Origin of the sequence: Burkholderia aenigmatica (assembly GCF_048627025.1) — a bacterium.
GTDB lineage: Bacteria > Pseudomonadota > Gammaproteobacteria > Burkholderiales > Burkholderiaceae > Burkholderia > Burkholderia aenigmatica.
Window position 1 is genome coordinate 2,296,760 of sequence record NZ_CP184468.1, and the last position, 20,573, is coordinate 2,317,332.

A 20,573-nucleotide genomic window follows, 5' to 3' on the forward strand; every position below is an offset into this window, starting at 1 on the left:
AACCTTGCAATTTGCCTTCATTGAAAGAGCAGCAGCGCCGCTCCTTCGTTGGTGGCAAGTTACCGACCGTTACTTCCGGTTGGCGAGCGCCTGCCACGTATCGATGATCGTGTCGGGGTTCAGCGAGATCGACACGATGCCTTCGTCCGTCAGCCATTGAGCGAAGTCCGGGTGATCGGACGGGCCCTGGCCGCAGATGCCGACGTACTTGCCCATCTTGCGGCAGGTGTCGATCGCGCGCTTCAGCAGGAACTTGACGGCCGGGTCGCGTTCGTCGAAGTCGACAGCCAGCAGTTCCATGCCCGAGTCGCGGTCGAGGCCGAGCGTGAGCTGCGTGAGGTCGTTCGAACCGATCGAGAAACCGTCGAAGTGCTCCAGGAACTCTTCGGCGAGGATCGCGTTGGTCGGGACTTCGCACATCATCACGAGGCGCAGGCCGTTTTCGCCGCGCTTCAGGCCGAACTTCTCGAGCAGGCCGACGACGCGCTCCGCCTGCTTCACGGTACGCACGAACGGCACCATGATCTCGACGTTGGTCAGGCCCATCTCGTCGCGCACGCGCTTCAGTGCACGGCACTCCATCTCGAACGCCTGCGCGAAGTCTTCAGCGATGTAACGCGACGCGCCGCGGAAACCCAGCATCGGGTTTTCCTCGTCCGGCTCGTAACGCGAACCGCCGATCAGCTTCTTGTACTCGTTCGACTTGAAGTCGGACAGACGCACGATCACGGGCTTCGGATAGAACGCCGCCGCGATCGTCGCGACACCTTCCGTCAGCTTGTCGACGTAGAACTGACGCGGCGATGCGTGACCGCGCGCGACGCTCTCGACCGCCTTCTTCAGGTCCTGGTCGATGTTCGGGTACTCGAGGATCGCCTTCGGGTGAACGCCGATGTTGTTGTTGATGATGAACTCGAGACGCGCGAGACCCACACCGCCGTTCGGCAGTTGCGAGAAGTCGAACGCGAGCTGCGGGTTGCCGACGTTCATCATGATCTTGACCGGGATTTCCGGCAGTTCGCCGCGCTGCACTTCCGTGACTTCCGTCTCGAGCAGGCCGTCGTAGATCTTGCCTTCGTCGCCTTCCGCGCACGACACGGTGACGAGCGCGCCGTCCTTCAGGATGTCGGTCGCATCGCCGCAGCCGACGACTGCCGGCACGCCGAGCTCACGCGCGATGATCGCCGCGTGGCAGGTCCGGCCGCCGCGGTTCGTGACGATCGCGGCTGCACGCTTCATCACCGGCTCCCAGTTCGGGTCGGTCATGTCGGCCACCAGCACGTCGCCCGGTTGCACGCGTTCCATTTCCGACGGATCCTGGATCACGCGCACGGGGCCCGCACCGATCTTCTGGCCGATCGCACGGCCCGTCGCCAGCACCTGCGACTGGCCCTTCAGCTTGAAGCGCTGCTCGGCCTTGCCGGTTGCCTGGCTCTTCACCGTTTCCGGGCGTGCCTGCAGGATGAAGATCTTGCCGTCGCGGCCGTCCTTGCCCCACTCGATGTCCATCGGACGCTGGTAGTGCTTCTCGATGATGACCGCGTACTTCGCCAGCTCGATCACGTCTTCGTCGGTGATCGAGTAGCGGTTGCGCTGTTCGTGCGGCACGTCGACCGTCTTCACGCGGCCCGGCTCGCCCGGCTGCGTGAATTCCATCTTGATCAGCTTCGAGCCGATCGAGCGGCGGATGATCGGGTACTTGTCCTGTGCGAGCGTCGTCTTGAACACGTAGAACTCGTCCGGGTTCACGGCGCCCTGCACGACGGTTTCGCCCAGGCCGTAGCTCGACGTGATGAACACGGCGTCCTTGAAGCCCGATTCGGTGTCGATCGTGAACATCACGCCGGCGGCGCCGACGTCCGAGCGGACCATGCGCTGCACACCGGCCGACAGCGCGACTTCCGCGTGCGTGAAGCCCTTGTGCACGCGGTACGAGATCGCGCGGTCGTTATACAGCGACGCGAACACGTGCTTCATGCGATCGAGCACGTCTTCGATGCCGACGACGTTCAGGTACGACTCCTGCTGGCCGGCGAACGATGCGTCGGGCAGGTCTTCCGCGGTAGCGGACGAACGCACGGCGAACGACAGCTCGCCCGGCGAGCTGTTCTTCAGGACTTCGAACTGCTCGCGGATTTCCTGCTCGAGACGTGCCTGCATCGGCGCATCGACGATCCACTTGCGGATTTCGGCACCGGCTTCGGCGAGCGCCTTCACGTCGTCGATGTCGAGCGACTCGAGACGCTTGGCGATGCGATCGGTAAGGTCGTTGTGCTTGAGGAAATCACGGAACGCGAGCGCGGTCGTGGCGAAACCGGTGGGTACACGAACGCCTGCTTCGGAAAGCTGGCTGATCATTTCGCCAAGCGACGCATTCTTGCCGCCGACGATCTCCACATCGGTCATCCGCAACTGCTCGAACGGAATTACATACGCCTGGTCCTTTGCGACGTTTGCTGCGTTAGTCATACAAGCCCCTAAGTGTGAAAAAAATGCTCGATTGCGCAAGTGGGCTCGGACGCGGGCGCTTGCAAAAAGGCGCGGCGCGTCTTGCGCAACCTGTTAGATAAACAATCGCAACGGCGGAAAATCTTCCGACCCGATTTGCAAAAATCCCGGCAGAAGGGCGATATTTGCAGACGAATCGCCAAACTTGCCGGGAATTTTGGAATCGCGCGGCGTAGCGTGGGGCGCCGTTCGCGCCCTGCCCCCGCAATTGCTTATCCAACAGGTTGCCGCTATTCTACCGTGCCGGCTGCCGGATGTGGCGCGACCTTGTCACTGCGTCTGGAGGCGAACCTCCAGCCGCCCGCGCAACCGCCCTTCACGTTCGACGCCCAGATTCATGCTGCCTACCGTATTCATCGTCTCCGACGGCACCGGGATCACTGCCGAAACCTTCGCGCATTCGATCCTCTCCCAGTTCGACCAGAAATTCCGCCTCGTGCGCGTGCCGTTCGTCGATTCGCTCGACAAGGCCTACGCGACCCTCGAGAAGATCAACGAGGCCGCCGTGCACGACGGCCGCCGCGCGATCGTGTTCACGACGCTCGTCGACAGCGAGTCGAACGACATCGTCAAGCGCTCGAACGCGCTCGTGCTCGACATGTTCCAGCGCTTCGTCGAACCGCTCGAGCAGGAGCTGGAGCTCAAGTCGAGCCACGCGATGGGCCGCGGCCACCAGAACGCGGACACCGAGGAATACAAGACGCGGATCGAGGCGATCAACTTCTCGCTCGCGCACGACGACGGCCAGTCGAATCGCAACCTGTCGGAGGCCGACGTGATCCTCGTCGGCGTGTCGCGCAGCGGCAAGACGCCGACGAGCCTGTATCTCGCGATGCAGTACGGCGTGAAGGCAGCCAACTACCCGCTGATTCCGGAGGATTTCGAGCGCGGCAAGCTGCCGTCGGCGCTGGCCGCGTACAGCGAGAAGCTGTTCGGGCTGTCGATCGACCCGCAGCGCCTGTCGGAGATCCGCAACGAACGCCGGCCGGGCAGCAAGTACGCGGCGCCCGAGAACTGCCGCTACGAGATCAACGAGGCCGAAGCGATGATGCGCCGCGAGGGGATCAAGTGGCTGTCGTCGACGCACAAGTCGATCGAGGAAATCGCGACGACGATCCTCCAGGAAATCCGTCTCGACCGGCAGTCGTACTGAGATTGAGCGCTCGCGGCGGCCTGGCCGCCGCCGGAAACAAAAAGGCCGCGTCGAACGCGGCCTTTTTTAATGGGGCGGCAAAAGCACGCGCGTGGCGTCACGCACGCCGCTGCTGACGCACCTGCTCGAACAGGCAGACCGCTGCCGCGGCCGCCACGTTCAGCGATTCCATCCCGCCCGGCTGCGGGATCGTCACGCGATGCGTGGCCGCATCGCGCCAGAACGCCGACACCCCCGCCCCCTCGTTGCCGAACACCCACGCCACGGGGCCCGACAGGTCGCAGTCATAGACCGCCTGCGCGCCGTGCGAATCGGTCAGCGCAACCGGGACATCGAGGCGTTCTGCGAGCACATCGGCTTCGACGTCCTCGTGGATCGACAGCAGGAAATGCGCACCCATGCCCGAGCGCAGCACCTTCGACGACCATGCGTACGCGGTACCCGGCGCACAGAACACGTGGCGCACACCGGCGGCCGCCGCGCTGCGCAGGATCGAGCCGACGTTGCCGGCGTCCTGCACGCCGTCGAGCACGACCGACGACTGCGTCACGCGCTCGGGCAGCGGCTGCGCCGGCCGGTCGACGAGCAGCAGGAAGCCGACGCCGTTGACGACGTTCGACAACTGCCCGAACAGCGCGTCGGGCAGCGTGACGATCCGTTGCGCATCGATGCGCGCGACGATCGCCTGCGCCTCGGCGTGGCCGAGTGCGCCTTCGGTCGCCACGCACAGCTCGGGCGTCGCGCCCGTATCGAGGTACGCGCTCGCGAGATGGAATCCTTCGAGCAGCGCCTGGCCGCCACGGCGTTGATGGGACGTCGAGCCCGCGAGCGCCTTCAGGCGCTTGTACAGCGGGTTGTCGCGGGAAGTAATGCTTTTCATCGAATCAGTTCGAGTGCCGCGCGCACGGGAGCGAACGAGCGCCGATGCACTTCGCACGGGCCGTGCTCGCGCAGCGCGGCGAGGTGTTTCGCGGTGCCGTAGCCCGCATGCACGTTGAAGCCGTACACGGGGAAGCGTTCGTGCAGATCGACGAGCATGCGATCGCGCGTGACCTTCGCGAGGATCGACGCGGCCGAGATGCTCGGCACGAGCGCGTCGCCGCTGACGATCGCCTCGGCGCGCACCGTCAGCGTCGGACAGCGGTTGCCGTCGATCTGTGCCAGCGTCGGCAGGACCGACAGGCCCTCGACGGCCCGCTTCATCGCGAGCATCGTCGCGTGCAGGATGTTCAGCGTATCGATCTCGTCAACGCTCGCCGATGCGACGCAATACGACAGCGAGCGCGCGACGATCAGCTCGTACAGCGCGTCGCGCTTCTTCGCGGACAGCGCCTTCGAATCGTCGAGCCCGTCGATCGGCTGCGCCGGATCGAGGATCACCGCGGCGGCCACCACCGGCCCCGCGAGCGGGCCGCGGCCCGCTTCATCGACGCCGCAGACGATCTCGTCGGGACGGCTGAAATCGAAGCCGCCCTGCACGTCGCTCGACGCGCGGCGGCGTGGTGCACGTACTGCGGTCATGCGCGCCCCTTGCGTTGTTCGAGCACGCGCACGACCGCTTCGGCCGCCTTCGCGGCCGTGTTCTGCCGCAGCGAAAGATGCATTTCGGTAAATACTTCGGTCAGTGTGCGGCGGTTCGCGTCATCGCGCAGCTGCGTGAGCGTCGCATCGGCGAGCGCCTCGGGCGTCGCGAAATGCTGCAGCAGCTCAGGCACGACAAAGCGCCCCGCCAGGATGTTCGGCAAGCCGACGTACGGCAGGTAACCCTGCCGGCGCATGATCTGCCCGGTCAGCCAGGGCACCTTGTACGAGATCACCATCGGCTTCTTCAGCAACGCGGCTTCCAGCGTGACCGTGCCGCTCTTCACGAGGATCGCGTCGGCGGCCGTCATCGCGACCTGCGCACTGCCATCGGTAATCGTCAGCGCGAGTTGCGGATGCGCGTCGACGAGCGGCTGCAGCAGCGCGCGCAGCGCCGGCGTCGCCGCCGGCATCACGAAGCGCACGCCCGGCTCGCGCTGCTGCATCAGCGCCATCGCCGCGAAAAACGTCGGGCCGATCAGCGCGATTTCCGAGCGCCGGCTACCGGGCAGCACGGCGATCACCGGGCCGTCCGCCGGCAGGCCGAGCGCGATCCGCGCGCCATGCATGTCGGGCTCGAGCGGGATTTCGTCGGCGAGCGGATGGCCGACGTAGGTCGACGCGACGCCTGCCTTGTCCAGAATCGCCGGCTCGAACGGGAACAGGCACAGCATGTGGTCGACCGACTTGGCGATCTTCTTGATCCGGCCGCCACGCCATATCCAGATCGACGGGCATACGAAGTGGACCACCGGAATGCCCGCGTCCCGCACCGTCTGCTCGACGTTGAAGTTGAAATCAGGTGCGTCGATGCCGATGAACGCGTCCGGCCGCTCGGCCAGCAACTGGCGCTTCAGCTCGCCGCGAATCCGCAGGATCTCGGGAATCTGACCCAGCGCCTCGACATAGCCGCGCACGGTCAGCTTGTCCATCTGCCAGTGCGAGTCGAAGCCGTGCGCAATCATCCGCTGCCCGCCGATCCCGTAGTACTGGGCCGAGTCGGGCAGCCGCTCGCGCAGCCCGCCGAGCAGCGACGCGCCGAGCAGGTCGCCCGACGGTTCGCCGGCCGCCATCGCGAGCCGGAGCTGAGTGGTCGGAAGCGGCATCGCTTAGCGGATGATGCCGCGTTGCGACGCGTCGATGAAATCGACGAGCGCCTTCACCGGCACATCGCCGTCGCCGCCCGCCTCTGCCAGCTCGCGCAATTGCACCTTCGCTTCCTCGAACGACAGGCCGTTCTTGTACAGCACGCGGTACGCGCTGCGCAGCGCCGAGATCGCATCGGCCGAGAAGCCGCGCCGGCGCAGCCCTTCGACGTTGATCCCGTGCGGCTCGGCCTTGTTGCCTGCCGCGATCACGAACGGCGGGATGTCCTGTACGAGCGCCGACGCGCCGCCCAGCATCGAGTGCGCGCCGATGCGCACGAACTGGTGCACGCCCGACATACCGCCGACGATCGCCCAGTCGCCGATCTCGACGTGGCCGGCCATCTGCGCGTTGCTCGACAGGATCACGTGATTGCCGACCCGGCAGTCATGGCCGATGTGCACGTAGGCCATGATCCAGTTGTCGTCGCCGAGCGTCGTCACGCCGCCGTCCTGCACGGTGCCCGTGTGGATCGTCGTGAATTCGCGGATCGTGTTGCGATTGCCGATCACGAGCTTCGTCGGCTCGTCCTTGTACTTCATGTCCTGCGGACGACCACCGACCGACGCGTAATGGCCGATGCGGTTGTCCTCGCCGAGCGTCGTATGGCCTTCGATCACGCTGTGCGAGCCGATCGTCGTGCGCGCGCCGATCGTGACGTGCGGACCGACGATCGCGTACGGGCCGATCTCGACCGATTCGTCGATCTGCGCGCCCGGTTCGACAATCGCGGTGGGATGAATCCTGGTCATGCGCCGTTGCCTCTCGATGTGATGTGTCGCGTTGCGTTGCCTATGCGTGACGCGTCGCTCAGGGCGCCACGTCGGTCGTCTTGACCGTGCACATCAGTTCGGCTTCCGCGGCCACCTTGCCGTCCACCTCCGCCACCGCCTTGAACTTCCAGATGCCGCGGATGTAGCGTTCGAACGTCACGTTCAGAATCAGTTGGTCGCCCGGCTCGACCGGACGCTTGAAGCGCGCACCATCGATCCCGACGAAGTAGTACAGCGTGTTCTCCGGATCCTTCGGCTGCTCTTCCGAGAAGGTCAGCAGCGCCGCGGCCTGCGCGAGCGCCTCGAGGATCAGCACGCCCGGCATCACCGGCCGCTTCGGGAAATGCCCCTGGAAGAACGGCTCGTTGATCGACACGTTCTTCAGCGCTTTGATTCCCTTGTGCGGCTCGAGTTCGAGCACGCGATCGACGAGCAGAATCGGGTAGCGATGCGGCAGCAGCGTGAGGATCTTGTGGATGTCGAGATTGATTTTTTCAGTGCTCATGATGGTTCGTCTCACGCAGAGGCTGCGCGGTGGTGATGCAAAGGCTGAAGCGGGCCGCCGTGCGGCCCAGTCTGGCAAACCGGGCCGGTTGCGCTGGCCGTACCCGGTTCGAGGTCTCGCATGATGCGCTCAGGCGTCCGTGCCGCCCTGGGCGGCGAGCGTGGCTTCGAGCGCCTTGATGCGCTCGCGCAGCTTGTCGAGGTTGCGCACGAGCGCGGCGCTCTTGTTCCATTCGCCGTGGTCGACGGCCGGGAACGCGCTGGTATAGATGCCGGCCTTCGGCAGCGACTTCGATACACCCGACTTCGCGGTGATGATGACATAGTCGCCGAGCGTCACGTGGCCGGCGATGCCGGCCGCGCCGCCGATCATGCAGTGGCGGCCGATCGTCGTGCTGCCCGCGATGCCCGCGCTGCCGGCGATCACCGTATAGGCGCCGATCCGGCAGTTGTGGCCGATCTGGACCTGGTTGTCGATCTTCACGCACTCCTCGATGACGGTATCCGCCATCGCGCCGCGATCGATCGTCGTGTTCGCGCCGATCTCGACGTCCGGGCCGATCGACACGCCGCCGACCTGCGGGATCTTGACCCAGCTGCCGGTGCGCGCGTCGCCGTCGCCGACGAAATCCGGCGCGAAGCCGAAACCGTCGGAGCCGATCACGGCGCCCGCATGGATGATCGCGCGCGGACCGATCTTGCAGTCGTGGTACACCGAGGCGTTCGGATACAGGTGCGAACCCGCGCCGATCGTCGTGCCGCGGCCGACGAATACGTTCGCGTCGAGCTGCACGCCGTCTTCGATCACCGCACCGGCCTCGACCGTCACGTGCGGGCCGATCACCGCGCTCGCGGCGACCTGCGCGGCCGGATCGATCGTCGCGCTCGGATGCACGCCGGCGGCACGCGGCGGCGTCGCCAGATCGATGAACATCTGCGCGACGCGCGCAAAGTACGCGTACGGGTTCGGCGTGACAATGAAATTGCGACCACTAGCGGCCGCGCCCAGCTTTTCCAGATCCTTCGGCGCGATCAGCACCGCGCCGGCGCGGGTCGACTCGACCTGCGACAGATACTTCGGATTCGCGAGGAACGCGAGTTGCTGCGGGCCTGCCTGGTCGAGCGGGGCGAGCCCGCTCACCTTGCACTGTGCGTCGCCGGCGATCTCGCCGCCGAATCGCTTTACGAGATCCTCAAGCGTCAATGCCATTCGTCGTCTGCTCCGTTCAGTTCGTCGAGCCGGACGCGAGCGCCTTGAGCACCTTGTCGGTGATGTCGATGCGCGGGCTGACGTACACGGCTTCCTGCACGATCAGGTCGTAATTCTGCTGCTCGGCGATCTGCTTGATGACCTTGTTCGCCCTCTCGAGCACGGCCGCCAGCTCCTCGTTGCGGCGCTGGTTCAGGTCTTCGCGGAATTCGCGCTGCTTGCGCTGGAAGTCGGTATCGAGCTGCGCGAGATCGCGCTGCTTCTGCGCGCGGTCGGCCGCCGACAGCGACGCACCGTTCTTGTCCAGCGAATCGGACATCGACTTCAGACGCGCCGCCAGATCCTGCAGATCCTTGTCGCGCTTCGCGAACTCGGCTTCGAGCTTCGTCTGCGCCGCCTTCGCGGGCGCCGACTCGCGCAGGATCCGATCCGAATTGACCGCCGCGATGCGGGCGACGTCCTGTGCGTGCACCGTCGCCGCGCCCAAGGCCAGCGCAACGGTCAGCGCGCACATCACTCGTTTCGAAAACTTACCGGTTAGCAAAATTACCCTCTCGTTGCTGTTGTCATGCGTTCGATCAGAACGCCGTCCCGATCTGGAACTGGAATTTCTGGTACTTGTCGCCTTCGTTCTTCTGAATCGGGAAGCCAAGGCTCAGCTTGAGCGGCCCGATCGGCGAGATCCACGCGAGGCCGACGCCGTACGCGTAACGCAGGCCGTTCGCGCCCGTGGCGGTGCCGCCCGGCGCGTTGCCCCAGACGTTGCCGCCGTCGACGAACGTGAACACGCGCAGCGTGCGGTCGTAGCCGGTGCCCGGCAACGGGAACGTCAGCTCGATGTTGCCCACGAGCATCTTCGAGCCGCCGATCGGGTCGCCCGTCTTCGAGTCGCGCGGTCCCAGCGAGCTCGGCTCATAGCCACGCACGGAGCCGATACCGCCAGCGTAGTAGTTCTTGAAGATCGGGTACGGATTGCCGATGCCGTTGCCGTAGCCGCCCTGGATGTTCATGCCCAGGATGAAGCCGCGCGAGAACGAATAGTAGTACTGCGCCTGCAGGTCTGCCTTGTAGTACTGGATCTTGCCGACCGGCACGCCGTACTCCATGTTCGCCTGCGTGAAGTAGCCGCGGCTCGGAATCAGCGCGCTGTCACGCGCATCGCGCGACCACGCGACCGTCAGCGGCACCGTGTTCGACACGCGGCCGAACTGCTGCACGTAGTCCTGGTAGCTCTGCGGCGTGTTCGAATCGACGTCGAGACGGTTCTGCTCGAAGCCGGCGCCGAAGTAGACGGTATCGACTTCCGAGAACGGAATGCCGAACTTCAGGTTGCCGCCCGCGCTGATGATCCGGAAGCTCGAGCTCGTCGAATAGTAGAGCGGCTGGTACGTACGGTAGAAGACGTCGGTGATCCGCTTGATGCCGTCGACCGTGAAGTACGGGTCGACCTGCGTGACGGTCAGCGTGCGGTAGCTCTTCGCGGTGTTGACGTTCACCGACAGGCTGGTACCCGAACCGAACACGTTGTCCTGCGACACGCCGGCCGACAGCACGACCTTGTCCGTCGACGAGAAGCCGGCGCCCAGCGTGATCGCGCCGGTCGGCTTTTCATCGACCTTCACATTCACGTCGACCTGGTCGTTCGTGCCTTCGACCGGCACGGTCGTCACGTCGACGTTGGTGAAGTAGCCGAGACGGTTCACGCGATCCTTCGACAGCGCGAGGCGGTTCGAATCGAACCACGAGCTTTCGAGCTGGCGCATTTCGCGGCGCACCACTTCGTCGCGCGTGCGCGTGTTGCCGACGACGTTGATGCGGCGCACGTACACGCGGCGGCTCGGATCGACGACGAGGTTCAGGTTCACCTTGTGGTTTGCCTGGTCGATCTCCGGCTGCGCGTTGACGGTCGCGAATGCGTAGCCGTATTCACCGAGCTTGTCGACGATCGACTTGGTGGTCTGCTGCAGCTTCTCGGCCGAGAAACGATCGCCCGGCTTGATCTTGATCAGCTTGTTGAGTTCGGCCTCGCGATCGAGCAGGTTGCCCGACAGCTTGATGCCCGACACCGTGTACGGCTCGCCTTCGTGCAGCGTGACCGTCAGGTACATGTCCTTCTTGTCGGGCGAGATCGACACCTGGGTCGACTCGATGTTGAACTCGAGATAGCCGCGGTTCAGGTAGTACGAGCGCACTGCTTCGAGGTCGCCCGTGAGCTTTTCCTTCGAGTACAGGTCGTTCTTCGTGTACCAGGAGAACCAGTTCGGCGTCGACAGCTGCATCTCGTCGCGCAGCGTGCTCGTGCTGTACGCCTTGTTGCCGATGAAGTTGATCTGGCGGATCTTCGCGCTCGGGCCTTCGGCCACCGCGAACAGGATCGACACGCGGTTCGCGTCGACCGGCGTGACCGTCGTCTTCACCTCGGCCGCGTAGAAGCCGCGCGTGAGGTACTGGCGCTTGAGCTCCTGCTCCGCCTTGTCGACGAGCGCCTTGTCGTAATAGCGGCCGTCGGCGAGACCGACTGCGCGCAGTGCCTTCGTCAGGTTGTCCTTGTCGAATTCCTTCGTGCCGGTGAAGTCGATCGACGCGATGGCCGGACGCTCCTGCACCTGCACGATCACGACATTGCCCTGCGTGGCGATGCGTACGTCGTTGAAAAAGCCCGTCGCGTACAGCGCGCGGATTGCTTCGGATGCCTTGTCGTCCGTGAAGGTATCGCCCTGCTTGATCGGCAGGTAGGCGAACACCGAACCCGCTTCGACGCGCTGCAGCCCCTCGATCTTGATGTCTTGCACCACGAACGGTGCCGCTGCATGGGCCGCGAGGCCGTGCGCGGCGAGCGCGGCCGCTGCAACTGTCTTAGGTACAAAGCGATGAGGTTTGAACAACATGCATCCCCAATATTTAGCTGCATCAAATCAGGCGGCTGCCTAGCGGCCGCCGCCTGACGCTTCAGAAATGGATTAACCGAGCCAGATCGTTGAACAGCGCGATCGCCGACAATGCGACGATGCAGATCAACCCGGCTCTTTGCAGAATCAGTTGCCAGCGCTCCGAGACGGCTTTCCCGGTCGCAGCTTCAACCGCATAATATAACAGATGCCCCCCGTCCAAAACGGGAATCGGCAACAAGTTCAGGACGCCAAGGCTAATGCTGACAAGGGCGAGGAACGACAGGAACGCTGATGGACCGAGCCGCGCACTCTTGCCCGCGTAGTCGGCAATCGTCACCGGGCCGGACAGGTTCTTCAGCGACGCATTGCCCGTAATCATGCGCCCGAACATCCGCAGCGAATACACGGAGATGTCCCACGTACGGTGCGCGCCGAGCTGCAGGCTCTCGATCGGCCCGTAGCGGACGTCGACGGACGGCGTATGCATCGACAGCGCCGCGCCGATACGGCCGACCTGCTGCCCCGACTCGTCGTCGCGCTGCGTCTGCGGCACGATCGACACCGTCTGCGCGGCGCCGTCGCGCTCGATCTGCAGGTCGAGCGGCTTGCCCGCATGGTGTTTCACGAAATCGATGAAGCGCGACGCGCCGCCGATCGGCTTGCCGTCGAGCGCGACCAGTTTGTCGCCGGACTTCAGGCCCGCCTGCTCCGCCGCGCTGCCGGGCTGCACCGACGCGACCGACAGCGTGCCGCCGCCGGTCTCGAAGCCCAGATGGGCCATGAAATCGTCGTCGAGCTGACTTTCGGGAACATGGCGGAGGTCGACGCGGAAATCGAACGTCGTGTTGCCGTCGCGTGCGCCGAGCACGATCTCGCGGTGGTCGAACGCGGCCGCCAGCAGCTTCCAGCGCAGGTCCGACCACGACCGCACCGGCTCGGACTCGCCGCCCTGCGCGTTGCGGATCGACACGATCGTCTCGCTGCCGTCGAAGCCCGCGCGCGCCGCCAGCGTGCCGGCGGCCGGCGGTGCGACGATCGCAGCCGGCTCGGTCACGCCACTCGCAAATACGACGGAAAACAGCACGATTGCCAACAGGAAGTTGGCAATCGGCCCGGCCGCGACGATCGCGATGCGCTTGTAGACGGATTGCCGGTTGAACGCCTGCCCGAGTTCTTCGGGCGGGATGCCGGCGCCGGGATCGCGCTCGTCGAGCATCTTCACGTAGCCGCCGAGCGGCAGCGCGGACAGCGTCCACTCGGTGCCCGTCCGGCGGCTGACCCAGCGCGCGACGGGCTGGCCGAAGCCGATCGAGAAACGCAGCACCTTCACGCCGCACCAGCGCGCGACGCGATAATGTCCGTACTCATGCACGACGACCAGCACCCCGATCGCCACCGCAAACGCGATCAGTTCGACCAGCACGTTCATGAGCACCCCATTCAGACAGTGCGCTCCACGCGTGGCGCAGGCGCTTTCGCAATGATTTCGGCGGCGAGGCGGCGCGCCTCGGCATCCGCCGCCAGGACATCGTCGAGCCCGTCGGGCGTGCGGTTCGGCAGCGTGCCGAGCACGGCGTCGACCGTCGCCGCAATCGCCATGAAGCCGATGCGGCGCTCGAGAAACGCTTCGACCGCCACTTCGTTCGCTGCGTTCAATGCAGCGCTCGCGATACCGCCTTCCTCAAGCGCCTTCAAGGCGAGCGCGAGGCACGGGAAGCGCGCGTAATCGGGCTTCTCGAACGACAGCTGGGCGATCTGCGCGAGGTCGAGCTGATCGACGCCCGCATCGACACGCTCGGGGAACGCGAGCGCGTGCGCGATCGGCGTGCGCATGTCGGGGTTGCCGAGCTGCGCGAGCACCGAGCCGTCGCGGTACGACACGAGCGAATGGATCACGCTCTGCGGATGGATCAGCACGTCGATCCGGTCGCCCGGCAGCCCGAAGATCCAGTGCGCCTCGATCACCTCGAGGCCCTTGTTCATCATCGTCGCGGAATCGACCGAGATCTTGCGGCCCATCACCCAGTTCGGGTGCTTGCACGCTTCGTCCGGCGTCACGTCGACGAGCGTGGCCGGCTCGCGCGTGCGGAACGGGCCGCCCGACGCGGTGAGGATGATCTTCGAGATGCCGCCGTGCTCGGCCGCGTCGCGCGGCATGCACTGGAAGATCGCGTTGTGTTCGCTGTCGACCGGCAGCAGGATCGCGCCATGGTCGCGCACCGCGTCCATGAAGATCGCGCCCGACATCACCAGGGCTTCCTTGTTCGCGAGCAGGATGCGCTTGCCGGCGCGCGCGGCCGCGAGGCTCGGCGCCATGCCGGCCGCGCCGACGATCGCCGCGACGACCGTATCGCAGCCGTCGCTCTTCGAGACATCGACGAGCGCCTGCGGGCCGTACAGCACCGTGGTCTTGCTGCCCGCCGCGCGCAGCTTCGCTTCGACGTGCGCGGCCGTCTGCGCATCGCCGACCACCGCGACTTCAGGCGCGAAGCGCAGGCACTGCTCGACCAGCTTGTCGCCGTTGCGGTGTGCGGTCAGCGCATAGACCGAGAAGCGCTCGGGATGGCGCGCGACCACGTCGAGCGTGCTGTCTCCGATCGAGCCCGTGGAACCGAGCAATGTCAGACGTTTTTGCATAACAGAAATAATGGTTTAACCAAGCAGCAGCATCGCGAGCGGCAGCACCGGCAGCAGCGCGTCGACACGGTCGAGCACGCCGCCATGACCCGGCAGCAGTCCGCTCGAATCCTTCACGCCCGCCTGCCGCTTCAGCAGCGACTCGAACAGGTCACCGATCACGCTATACGCGACCAGCAACGTCAGTGCGGCCCACGCGCCGGGCATCCCGTAGCGCGCGGCGAACGCAGAAAACAGGGTCGGCTCGAACGCATGCGCGGCCATCGCGACGCCGGCGACGACCATCACGGCGAGCCAGCCACCGATCGCGCCTTCCCAGCTCTTGCCGGGACTGATCGTGATGGCCAGTTTACGCTTTCCGAAGGCCTTGCCCGCGAAGTATGCGCCGATATCGGCGAGCCAGACGACCAGAAGCAGCGACAGCACGAACGGCACGCCCTGCGCGCGCGCCGCGACGAGCGCATGCCAGCAGGCCGCGAAGACCACGAGGCCGGCCGCCAGCAGGAACGGCCGCCATACGCCGCCCGCGAGTTCAGGCTTGCGCCGCAACGTGAACGGGCCGACCAGCAGCCAGAACACGCCGGCTGCCATGAAAAGGGGACGGGACGAAGCCGCGTCGACGCCGAGCGGCGCCGTGGCCGCGAGCGCCAGCGCCGCGACGACCGCATAGACGACCGGGCCGGCACCGCCGAGCTTGAGCAGGCGCGCCCACTCCCACGCGGCAAACACGAGCACGACGCCGATCAGCGCGCCGAACGCGGTGAGCGGCGCGAACAGCGTCACCGGCAGCAGCACCGCCAGCATCACGATCGCCGTGATCACACGGGTTTTCAGCATGAAAGGGAGTCGGCGTTCTGCGATTGCGGTTCGAGCTGTGCGCTCGTGCGGCCAAAACGGCGCTCGCGCTCCGTATACGACGCCATGGCGTCGGCCAGTGCCGCGCCGTCGAAATCCGGCCAGTATTTGTCGGTGAAATAGAATTCGGCGTACGCGAGTTGCCACAGCAGGAAGTTGCTGACGCGCTGCTCGCCGCCGGTACGGATGAAGAGATCGGGCTCCGGCGCATAGGCCATCGCCAGGTGCGGCGCGAATGCGTCCTCGGTCACTTCGACCTCGCGACCTTCGCGCACGGCCTGCTCGACGAGTTTCTTCGTCGCCTGCAGGATGTCCCACCGGCCGCCGTAGTTGGCCGCGATGGTGAGCGTCAGACGGGTATTGCGCGCCGTCTTGGTTTCGGCGCGGCGAATCAGTTCGCGGATGCGCGGCTCGAAGCGGTCGAGATCGCCGATGACACGCAGGCGGATCCCGTTCGCATGGAGCTTGCCGATCTCGCGCTCGAGCGCGGTGATGAAGAGTCGCATCAGGAACGACACTTCGTCGTTCGGCCGGCGCCAGTTCTCCGAACTGAACGCGAACAGCGTCAGGTATTCGACGCCGGCGCGCGCGCAACCTTCGACCACCGACCGCACGGCATCGACGCCACGGGTGTGCCCCGCGACGCGCGGCAAGCGGCGTTCGGTCGCCCAACGGCCGTTGCCGTCCATGATGATCGCGATGTGACGCGGCACGACGCCGACGTCAGGCACGCGAACGGTAGAGCTGGTATAGGTCATGGCCGTTGAGACAGTAATGCGGGAAGAAGGCGGCGCGCGAGGACGGTCGTCAGACCGTCATGATCTCGGCTTCCTTGGTCTGCACGAGCTTGTCGATTTCGGCGACGTGCTTGTCCGTCAGCTTCTGCACGTCGTCGCTCGCACGGCGCTCGTCGTCTTCCGAGATTTCCTTGTCCTTCACGAGCTTCTTGAGCGCTTCGTTCGCGTCGCGGCGCAGGTTGCGGATCGCGACCTTGGCCGTTTCGCCTTCGCCCTTCACGACCTTGGTCAGTTCGCGGCGGCGCTCTTCCGTCAGCGCGGGCATCGGCACGCGGATCAGGTCGCCGGACGTGGCCGGGTTCAAGCCCAGGTCGGCTTCGCGGATGGCCTTCTCGACCTTCTGCACCATGTTCTTTTCCCACGGCTGCACGCCGATCGTGCGCGCGTCGACGAGCGTCAGGTTCGCGACCTGCGAGATCGGCACCATCGAGCCGTAGTAGTCGACCTGAACGTGATCGAGCAGACCGGTGTGTGCACGGCCCGTACGGATCTTTGCCAGATCGTTCTTGAACGCTTCGATCGAGCGCTGCATCTTTTGCTCGACGCCCTTCTTGGTATCAGCGACACTCATTTCAACCTCCGAACCTTCAAACCTTCAAAGAACGCGGGCCCCGCCCGGCGCATCTGGCGCGCCGCGGCCGATGACCCGCATCCGCGGGAGTTTACACGTGGACGAGCGTACCTTCGTCCTCGCCCAGCACGATGCGCTTGAGCGCGCCCGGCTTGTTGATCGAAAACACGCGAATCGGCAGCTTCTGGTCGCGGCACAGCGCAAAGGCCGTCGCGTCCATCACCTGCAGGTTGCGGCTGATCGCCTCGTCGAAAGTGATCGTCGTGTAGCGCGTGGCCGACGGATCCTTCTTCGGATCGGCAGAATATACGCCATCGACCTTGGTCGCCTTCAGCACGACCTCGGCGCCCACTTCCGAACCGCGCAGCGCGGCGGCCGTGTCCGTCGTGAAGAACGGGTTGCCGGTACCGGCCGCGAAGATCACGACGCGGCCTTCCTCGAGCTGACGAATCGCGCGGGGCCGGATGTACGGCTCGACGACCTGGTCCATGCGCAGCGCGGACTGCACGCGCGCCTCGATGCCGGCGTGGCGCATTGCGTCCTGCAGCGCCAGCGCGTTCATCATCGTCGCGAGCATCCCCATGTAGTCTGCCGTCGCGCGATCCATGCCGGCCGCGCCACCCGCGACACCGCGGAAAATATTACCGCCACCGATCACGACCGCGAGCTGCGTACCGAGACGCACGACTTCGGCGATATCGGCCACCATCCGTTCGATCGTCGCGCGATTGATGCCGAAGGCATCGTCGCCCATCAGCGCTTCGCCGGAGAGTTTGAGAAGGACGCGTTTATAGGCATTGGACATAGGGGCTTCCGAGCGACGAGAGGATGACAACCACGAACTGTAGGGGCGAAATACTGATTCGGGCAAGCGCCGACGGTCGGACCGGGTTTCCCGGCCGGCCGGCGGCGGCGCCGACCGCGGCGGAGCGGACGCCCGCCGCGGATACTGCCTGACTGCTTACGGCTTACTGCTGCTTTGCTGCTGCGACTTGCGCGGCCACTTCGGCGGCGAAGTCGTCCTGGCGCTTCTCGATGCCTTCGCCGACGACGAACAGCGAGAACTTCTGCACAGCGGAATCCGCTGCCTTCAGCATCTGCTCGATCGTCTGCTTGTCGTTCTTCACGAACGTCTGGTTCAGCAGCGACACTTCCTTCAGGTACTTCTGGACGCTACCGTCGACCATCTTCGCGACGATCTCGGCCGGCTTGCCCGATTCCGCAGCCTTCTGCTCGGCCACGCGGCGTTCCGTCTCGATCAGTTCTGCCGGCACGTCAGCCGACGACAGTGCGACCGGCTTCATCGCCGCGATGTGCATCGCGACGTCCTTGCCGACCTGCTCTTCCGCACCCGTGTACTCGACGATCACGCCGATACGCGCGCCGTGCAGGTACGTTGCGATCTTGTTTGCGGTTTCGAAACGGACGAAACGGCGGATCGAGACGTTCTCGCCGATCTTGCCGATCAGTGCCAGGCGCACTGCGTCGACCGTCGAACCTTCGAGCGGCAGTGCCGACAGCGCAGCCACGTCAGCCGGGTTTTGCGTCGCAACGAGTTCTGCAACCGTCTTCGAGAATGCGAGGAAGTCGTCGTTCTTCGCGACGAAGTCGGTTTCGCAGTTCAGTTCGACCAGCGCGCCTGCGTTGCCGCCGACGAACGATGCGACGACGCCTTCTGCCGTCACGCGCGATGCCGCCTTGCTCGCCTTGTTGCCGAGCTTGACGCGCAGCAGCTCTTCAGCCTTGGCCAGATCGCCATCAGCTTCCGTCAGCGCCTTCTTGCACTCCATCATCGGTGCGTCGGTCTTTGCGCGCAGTTCTGCCACCATGCTTGCGGTAATTGCCGCCATCATTCGCTCCTTGAGTCTGTATTCACAACGCCGCCCGCTTGGACGCGAACGGCCGAGATTCGTTTCCGGACCCGCACCAAATCGGCGCGATCAGGTCCGGCGCACAAGCTTAAAAAAAGGGGGCCTGTTGAGAGCCCCCTTTTTGCGCCGGCTCGGGGCCAGTTACGCGTTTTCCTCGACGTACTCGTCGTCGCCGCGTGCAGCCTGGACCACTTCGTTGACCGCGTTTGCACGGCCTTCGAGGATCGCGTCGGCCACGCCTTCAGCGTACAGTGCGACTGCCTTGCTCGAGTCGTCGTTACCCGGGATCACGTAATCCACACCTTCCGGCGAGTGGTTCGTATCGACCACGGCGATGACCGGCACGCCCAGCTTATTCGCTTCGGTAACGGCAATCTTGTGGTAGCCGACGTCGACGACGAAGATTGCGTCCGGAATGCCGCCCATGTCCTTCACGCCGCCGATCGACTTCTGCAGCTTGGCGATTTCGCGTTCGAACAGCAGCGCTTCCTTCTTGCTCATCTTCTCGAGCTCACCTGCCTCGACTGCCGCTTCCATGTCCTTCAGGCGCTTGATCGATACCTTCAGCGTCTTGAAGTTGGTCATCATGCCGCCGAGCCAGCGTGCGTTGACGAACGGCATGCCTGCGCGCTGCGCTTCCTGAGCGATCGTGTCACGCGATTGACGCTTCGTGCCGACGAACAGGATCGTGCCGCGGTTCGCTGCCAGCTGGCGCACGTACTTCTGTGCGTCCGTGAACATCGGCAGCGTCTTTTCGAGGTTGATGATGTGAATCTTGTTGCGGTGACCGAAAATGAACGGAGCCATCTTCGGGTTCCAGAAGCGCGTCTGGTGACCGAAGTGGACACCCGCTTCCAGCATTTGGCGCATCGTAACTGCCATGTAAATTCTCCACGAGGGTTGGGTCTTAAGCCGGCCGCCGTACCGCCGCGCGAACCTGCCCCGGAGGGTCCGATTCCACGCGGCCGGCACCCTGGTTGCGCCGGCTTGCGATTCGACACGTGCAAAACGCCCGTGCCGTAAGCCTTTCACCGCCATGCCACCCCAAAACGGGGCAAGTGCGGCATTTGGATATCGACTTAGCCAAAGAGTATAGCACGCCGATTTGTCCGCTCTCAAGTCGCTCACCACTTTTGCTTGCCGCGCGGCGACGGGGCGGACAATCCGCGAAAACCCGCATCCGCACCGCCGGCAGGGGCTGCGACGCCTGCCAGAAGGTGCGATAATCCGTCAATTCACCGCATTCCAGGCATACCTCGATGGCTATTACGCTCAAAAACGAACACGATATCGCCGAGATGCGCGTCGCCTGCCGTCTCGCGAGCGAAGTGCTCGATTTCATCACCCCGCACGTCGTCGCGGGCATCACGACCGCCGAACTCGACCGCCTCTGCCATGAGTTCATGCTCAACGAGCAGGGCACGGTCCCCGCGCCGCTGAACTACCAGCCGCCCGGCTATCCGCCGTACCCGAAGGCCACCTGCATCTCGGTCAACGACGTGATCTGCCACGGCATCCCCGGCGAGAAGGTGATCAAGAACGGCGACGCGCTGAACATCGACATCACCGTGATCAAGAACGGCTACTTCGGCGACACGAGCCGGATGTTCATCGTCGGCGAAGGCTCGATCATGGCGAAGCGCCTCGTGCAGACCACCTACGAATGCATGTGGCTCGGCATCGACCAGGTCAAGCCCGGCGCGCACCTCGGCGACATCGGCTACGCGATCCAGAAGCACGCGGAAGCGCAGGGCTACAGCGTCGTGCGCGAATACTGCGGCCACGGCATCGGCACGGTGTTCCACGAGGATCCGCAGGTCGTCCACTACGGCCGTCCGGGCACGGGCATCGAACTGAAGGCCGGGATGATCTTCACGATCGAGCCGATGATCAACGCCGGCAAGCGCGACATCCGCACGATGCCCGACCAGTGGACGGTCAAGACGCGCGACCGCAGTCTGTCCGCGCAGTGGGAGCACACGGTGCTCGTCACCGAAACCGGCTACGAAGTGCTGACCGTATCGGCCGGCACGCCGGCGCGCCCCGTGTTCGCGCAACCGGCCGCCGCGGTCTGAG

General features: G+C 65.0%; 19 protein-coding genes. 2 read left to right on the forward strand and 17 right to left on the reverse strand.

Annotated elements, in window-relative coordinates; all coding sequences use genetic code 11:
* Positions 1-69 precede the first annotated feature (69 nt).
* On the reverse strand, positions 70-2,469 hold the full coding sequence (gene ppsA / locus ACN8ZM_RS10750) for a phosphoenolpyruvate synthase (RefSeq protein WP_043190857.1): 2,400 nt from the start codon (positions 2,467-2,469) through the stop codon (positions 70-72).
* A gap of 376 nt (positions 2,470-2,845) precedes the next feature.
* Here ppsA and ppsR point away from each other — a divergent pair, with 376 nt between their 5' ends.
* Positions 2,846-3,661: a posphoenolpyruvate synthetase regulatory kinase/phosphorylase PpsR gene (gene ppsR / locus ACN8ZM_RS10755; RefSeq protein WP_043190854.1), complete on the forward strand. Its 816-nt coding sequence runs from the start codon at positions 2,846-2,848 to the stop codon at positions 3,659-3,661.
* Positions 3,662-3,758: 97 nt separating this feature from the next.
* Here the strand turns inward: ppsR and ACN8ZM_RS10760 are convergent, their stop codons facing one another.
* The 16 genes from ACN8ZM_RS10760 to rpsB all read right to left on the reverse strand — a co-directional run bounded on the left by ACN8ZM_RS10760 (position 3,759) and on the right by rpsB (position 19,379).
* Positions 3,759-4,541 carry a TrmH family RNA methyltransferase gene (locus ACN8ZM_RS10760; protein ID WP_420209956.1) on the reverse strand — a complete coding sequence of 261 codons (783 nt, stop codon included), beginning with the start codon at positions 4,539-4,541 and terminating at the stop codon, positions 3,759-3,761.
* A complete protein-coding gene (rnhB, locus tag ACN8ZM_RS10765; protein WP_420209957.1) occupies positions 4,538-5,182 on the reverse strand; it encodes a ribonuclease HII in 645 nt (214 codons plus the stop codon). Before rnhB ends, ACN8ZM_RS10760 begins: the two co-directional genes overlap by 4 nt.
* Complete coding sequence (gene lpxB / locus ACN8ZM_RS10770) at positions 5,179-6,348, reverse strand: lipid-A-disaccharide synthase (protein WP_043190845.1); 1,170 nt, start codon at positions 6,346-6,348, stop codon at positions 5,179-5,181. The genes rnhB and lpxB overlap by 4 nt, the downstream gene beginning before the upstream one ends.
* 3 nt (positions 6,349-6,351) lie before the next feature.
* Entirely contained in the window at positions 6,352-7,140 is a 789-nt protein-coding gene (gene lpxA / locus ACN8ZM_RS10775; RefSeq protein WP_043190842.1) for an acyl-ACP--UDP-N-acetylglucosamine O-acyltransferase, read from the reverse strand.
* Between the two features lie 58 nt (positions 7,141-7,198).
* Complete coding sequence (fabZ, locus tag ACN8ZM_RS10780) at positions 7,199-7,666, reverse strand: 3-hydroxyacyl-ACP dehydratase FabZ (RefSeq protein WP_021159112.1); 468 nt, start codon at positions 7,664-7,666, stop codon at positions 7,199-7,201.
* Between the two features lie 129 nt (positions 7,667-7,795).
* Positions 7,796-8,875 (reverse strand): UDP-3-O-(3-hydroxymyristoyl)glucosamine N-acyltransferase, encoded by a 1,080-nt coding sequence (gene lpxD, locus ACN8ZM_RS10785; protein WP_420209958.1) that lies wholly within the window; start codon positions 8,873-8,875, stop codon positions 7,796-7,798.
* A 16-nt stretch (positions 8,876-8,891) separates the two neighbouring features.
* Entirely contained in the window at positions 8,892-9,389 is a 498-nt protein-coding gene (locus ACN8ZM_RS10790) for an OmpH family outer membrane protein (RefSeq protein ID WP_043190836.1), read from the reverse strand.
* Positions 9,390-9,453: 64 nt separating this feature from the next.
* Positions 9,454-11,763: an outer membrane protein assembly factor BamA gene (bamA, locus tag ACN8ZM_RS10795; RefSeq protein ID WP_043190834.1), complete on the reverse strand. Its 2,310-nt coding sequence runs from the start codon at positions 11,761-11,763 to the stop codon at positions 9,454-9,456.
* A 61-nt stretch (positions 11,764-11,824) separates the two neighbouring features.
* Entirely contained in the window at positions 11,825-13,195 is a 1,371-nt protein-coding gene (gene rseP, locus ACN8ZM_RS10800) for an RIP metalloprotease RseP (RefSeq protein WP_420209959.1), read from the reverse strand.
* A gap of 11 nt (positions 13,196-13,206) precedes the next feature.
* Entirely contained in the window at positions 13,207-14,403 is a 1,197-nt protein-coding gene (locus ACN8ZM_RS10805; RefSeq protein WP_043190827.1) for a 1-deoxy-D-xylulose-5-phosphate reductoisomerase, read from the reverse strand.
* Positions 14,404-14,418: 15 nt separating this feature from the next.
* On the reverse strand, positions 14,419-15,240 hold the full coding sequence (locus ACN8ZM_RS10810; protein ID WP_420209960.1) for a phosphatidate cytidylyltransferase: 822 nt from the start codon (positions 15,238-15,240) through the stop codon (positions 14,419-14,421).
* On the reverse strand, positions 15,234-16,016 hold the full coding sequence (gene uppS / locus ACN8ZM_RS10815) for a polyprenyl diphosphate synthase (protein ID WP_043190821.1): 783 nt from the start codon (positions 16,014-16,016) through the stop codon (positions 15,234-15,236). The genes ACN8ZM_RS10810 and uppS overlap by 7 nt, the downstream gene beginning before the upstream one ends.
* Positions 16,017-16,065: 49 nt before the next feature.
* The gene (gene frr / locus ACN8ZM_RS10820; RefSeq protein ID WP_043190817.1) at positions 16,066-16,626 is read right to left on the reverse strand and encodes a ribosome recycling factor; all 561 of its coding nucleotides are present in this window, start codon (positions 16,624-16,626) and stop codon (positions 16,066-16,068) included.
* A 91-nt stretch (positions 16,627-16,717) separates the two neighbouring features.
* The gene (gene pyrH, locus ACN8ZM_RS10825) at positions 16,718-17,431 is read right to left on the reverse strand and encodes a UMP kinase (RefSeq protein WP_011352459.1); all 714 of its coding nucleotides are present in this window, start codon (positions 17,429-17,431) and stop codon (positions 16,718-16,720) included.
* A gap of 163 nt (positions 17,432-17,594) precedes the next feature.
* Positions 17,595-18,476 carry a translation elongation factor Ts gene (gene tsf / locus ACN8ZM_RS10830; protein ID WP_043190814.1) on the reverse strand — a complete coding sequence of 294 codons (882 nt, stop codon included), beginning with the start codon at positions 18,474-18,476 and terminating at the stop codon, positions 17,595-17,597.
* 162 nt (positions 18,477-18,638) lie between these two features.
* Entirely contained in the window at positions 18,639-19,379 is a 741-nt protein-coding gene (gene rpsB / locus ACN8ZM_RS10835) for a 30S ribosomal protein S2 (RefSeq protein ID WP_006752149.1), read from the reverse strand.
* A gap of 377 nt (positions 19,380-19,756) precedes the next feature.
* Here rpsB and map point away from each other — a divergent pair, with 377 nt between their 5' ends.
* A complete protein-coding gene (map, locus tag ACN8ZM_RS10840; RefSeq protein ID WP_089450837.1) occupies positions 19,757-20,572 on the forward strand; it encodes a type I methionyl aminopeptidase in 816 nt (271 codons plus the stop codon).
* Position 20,573 lies beyond the last annotated feature (1 nt).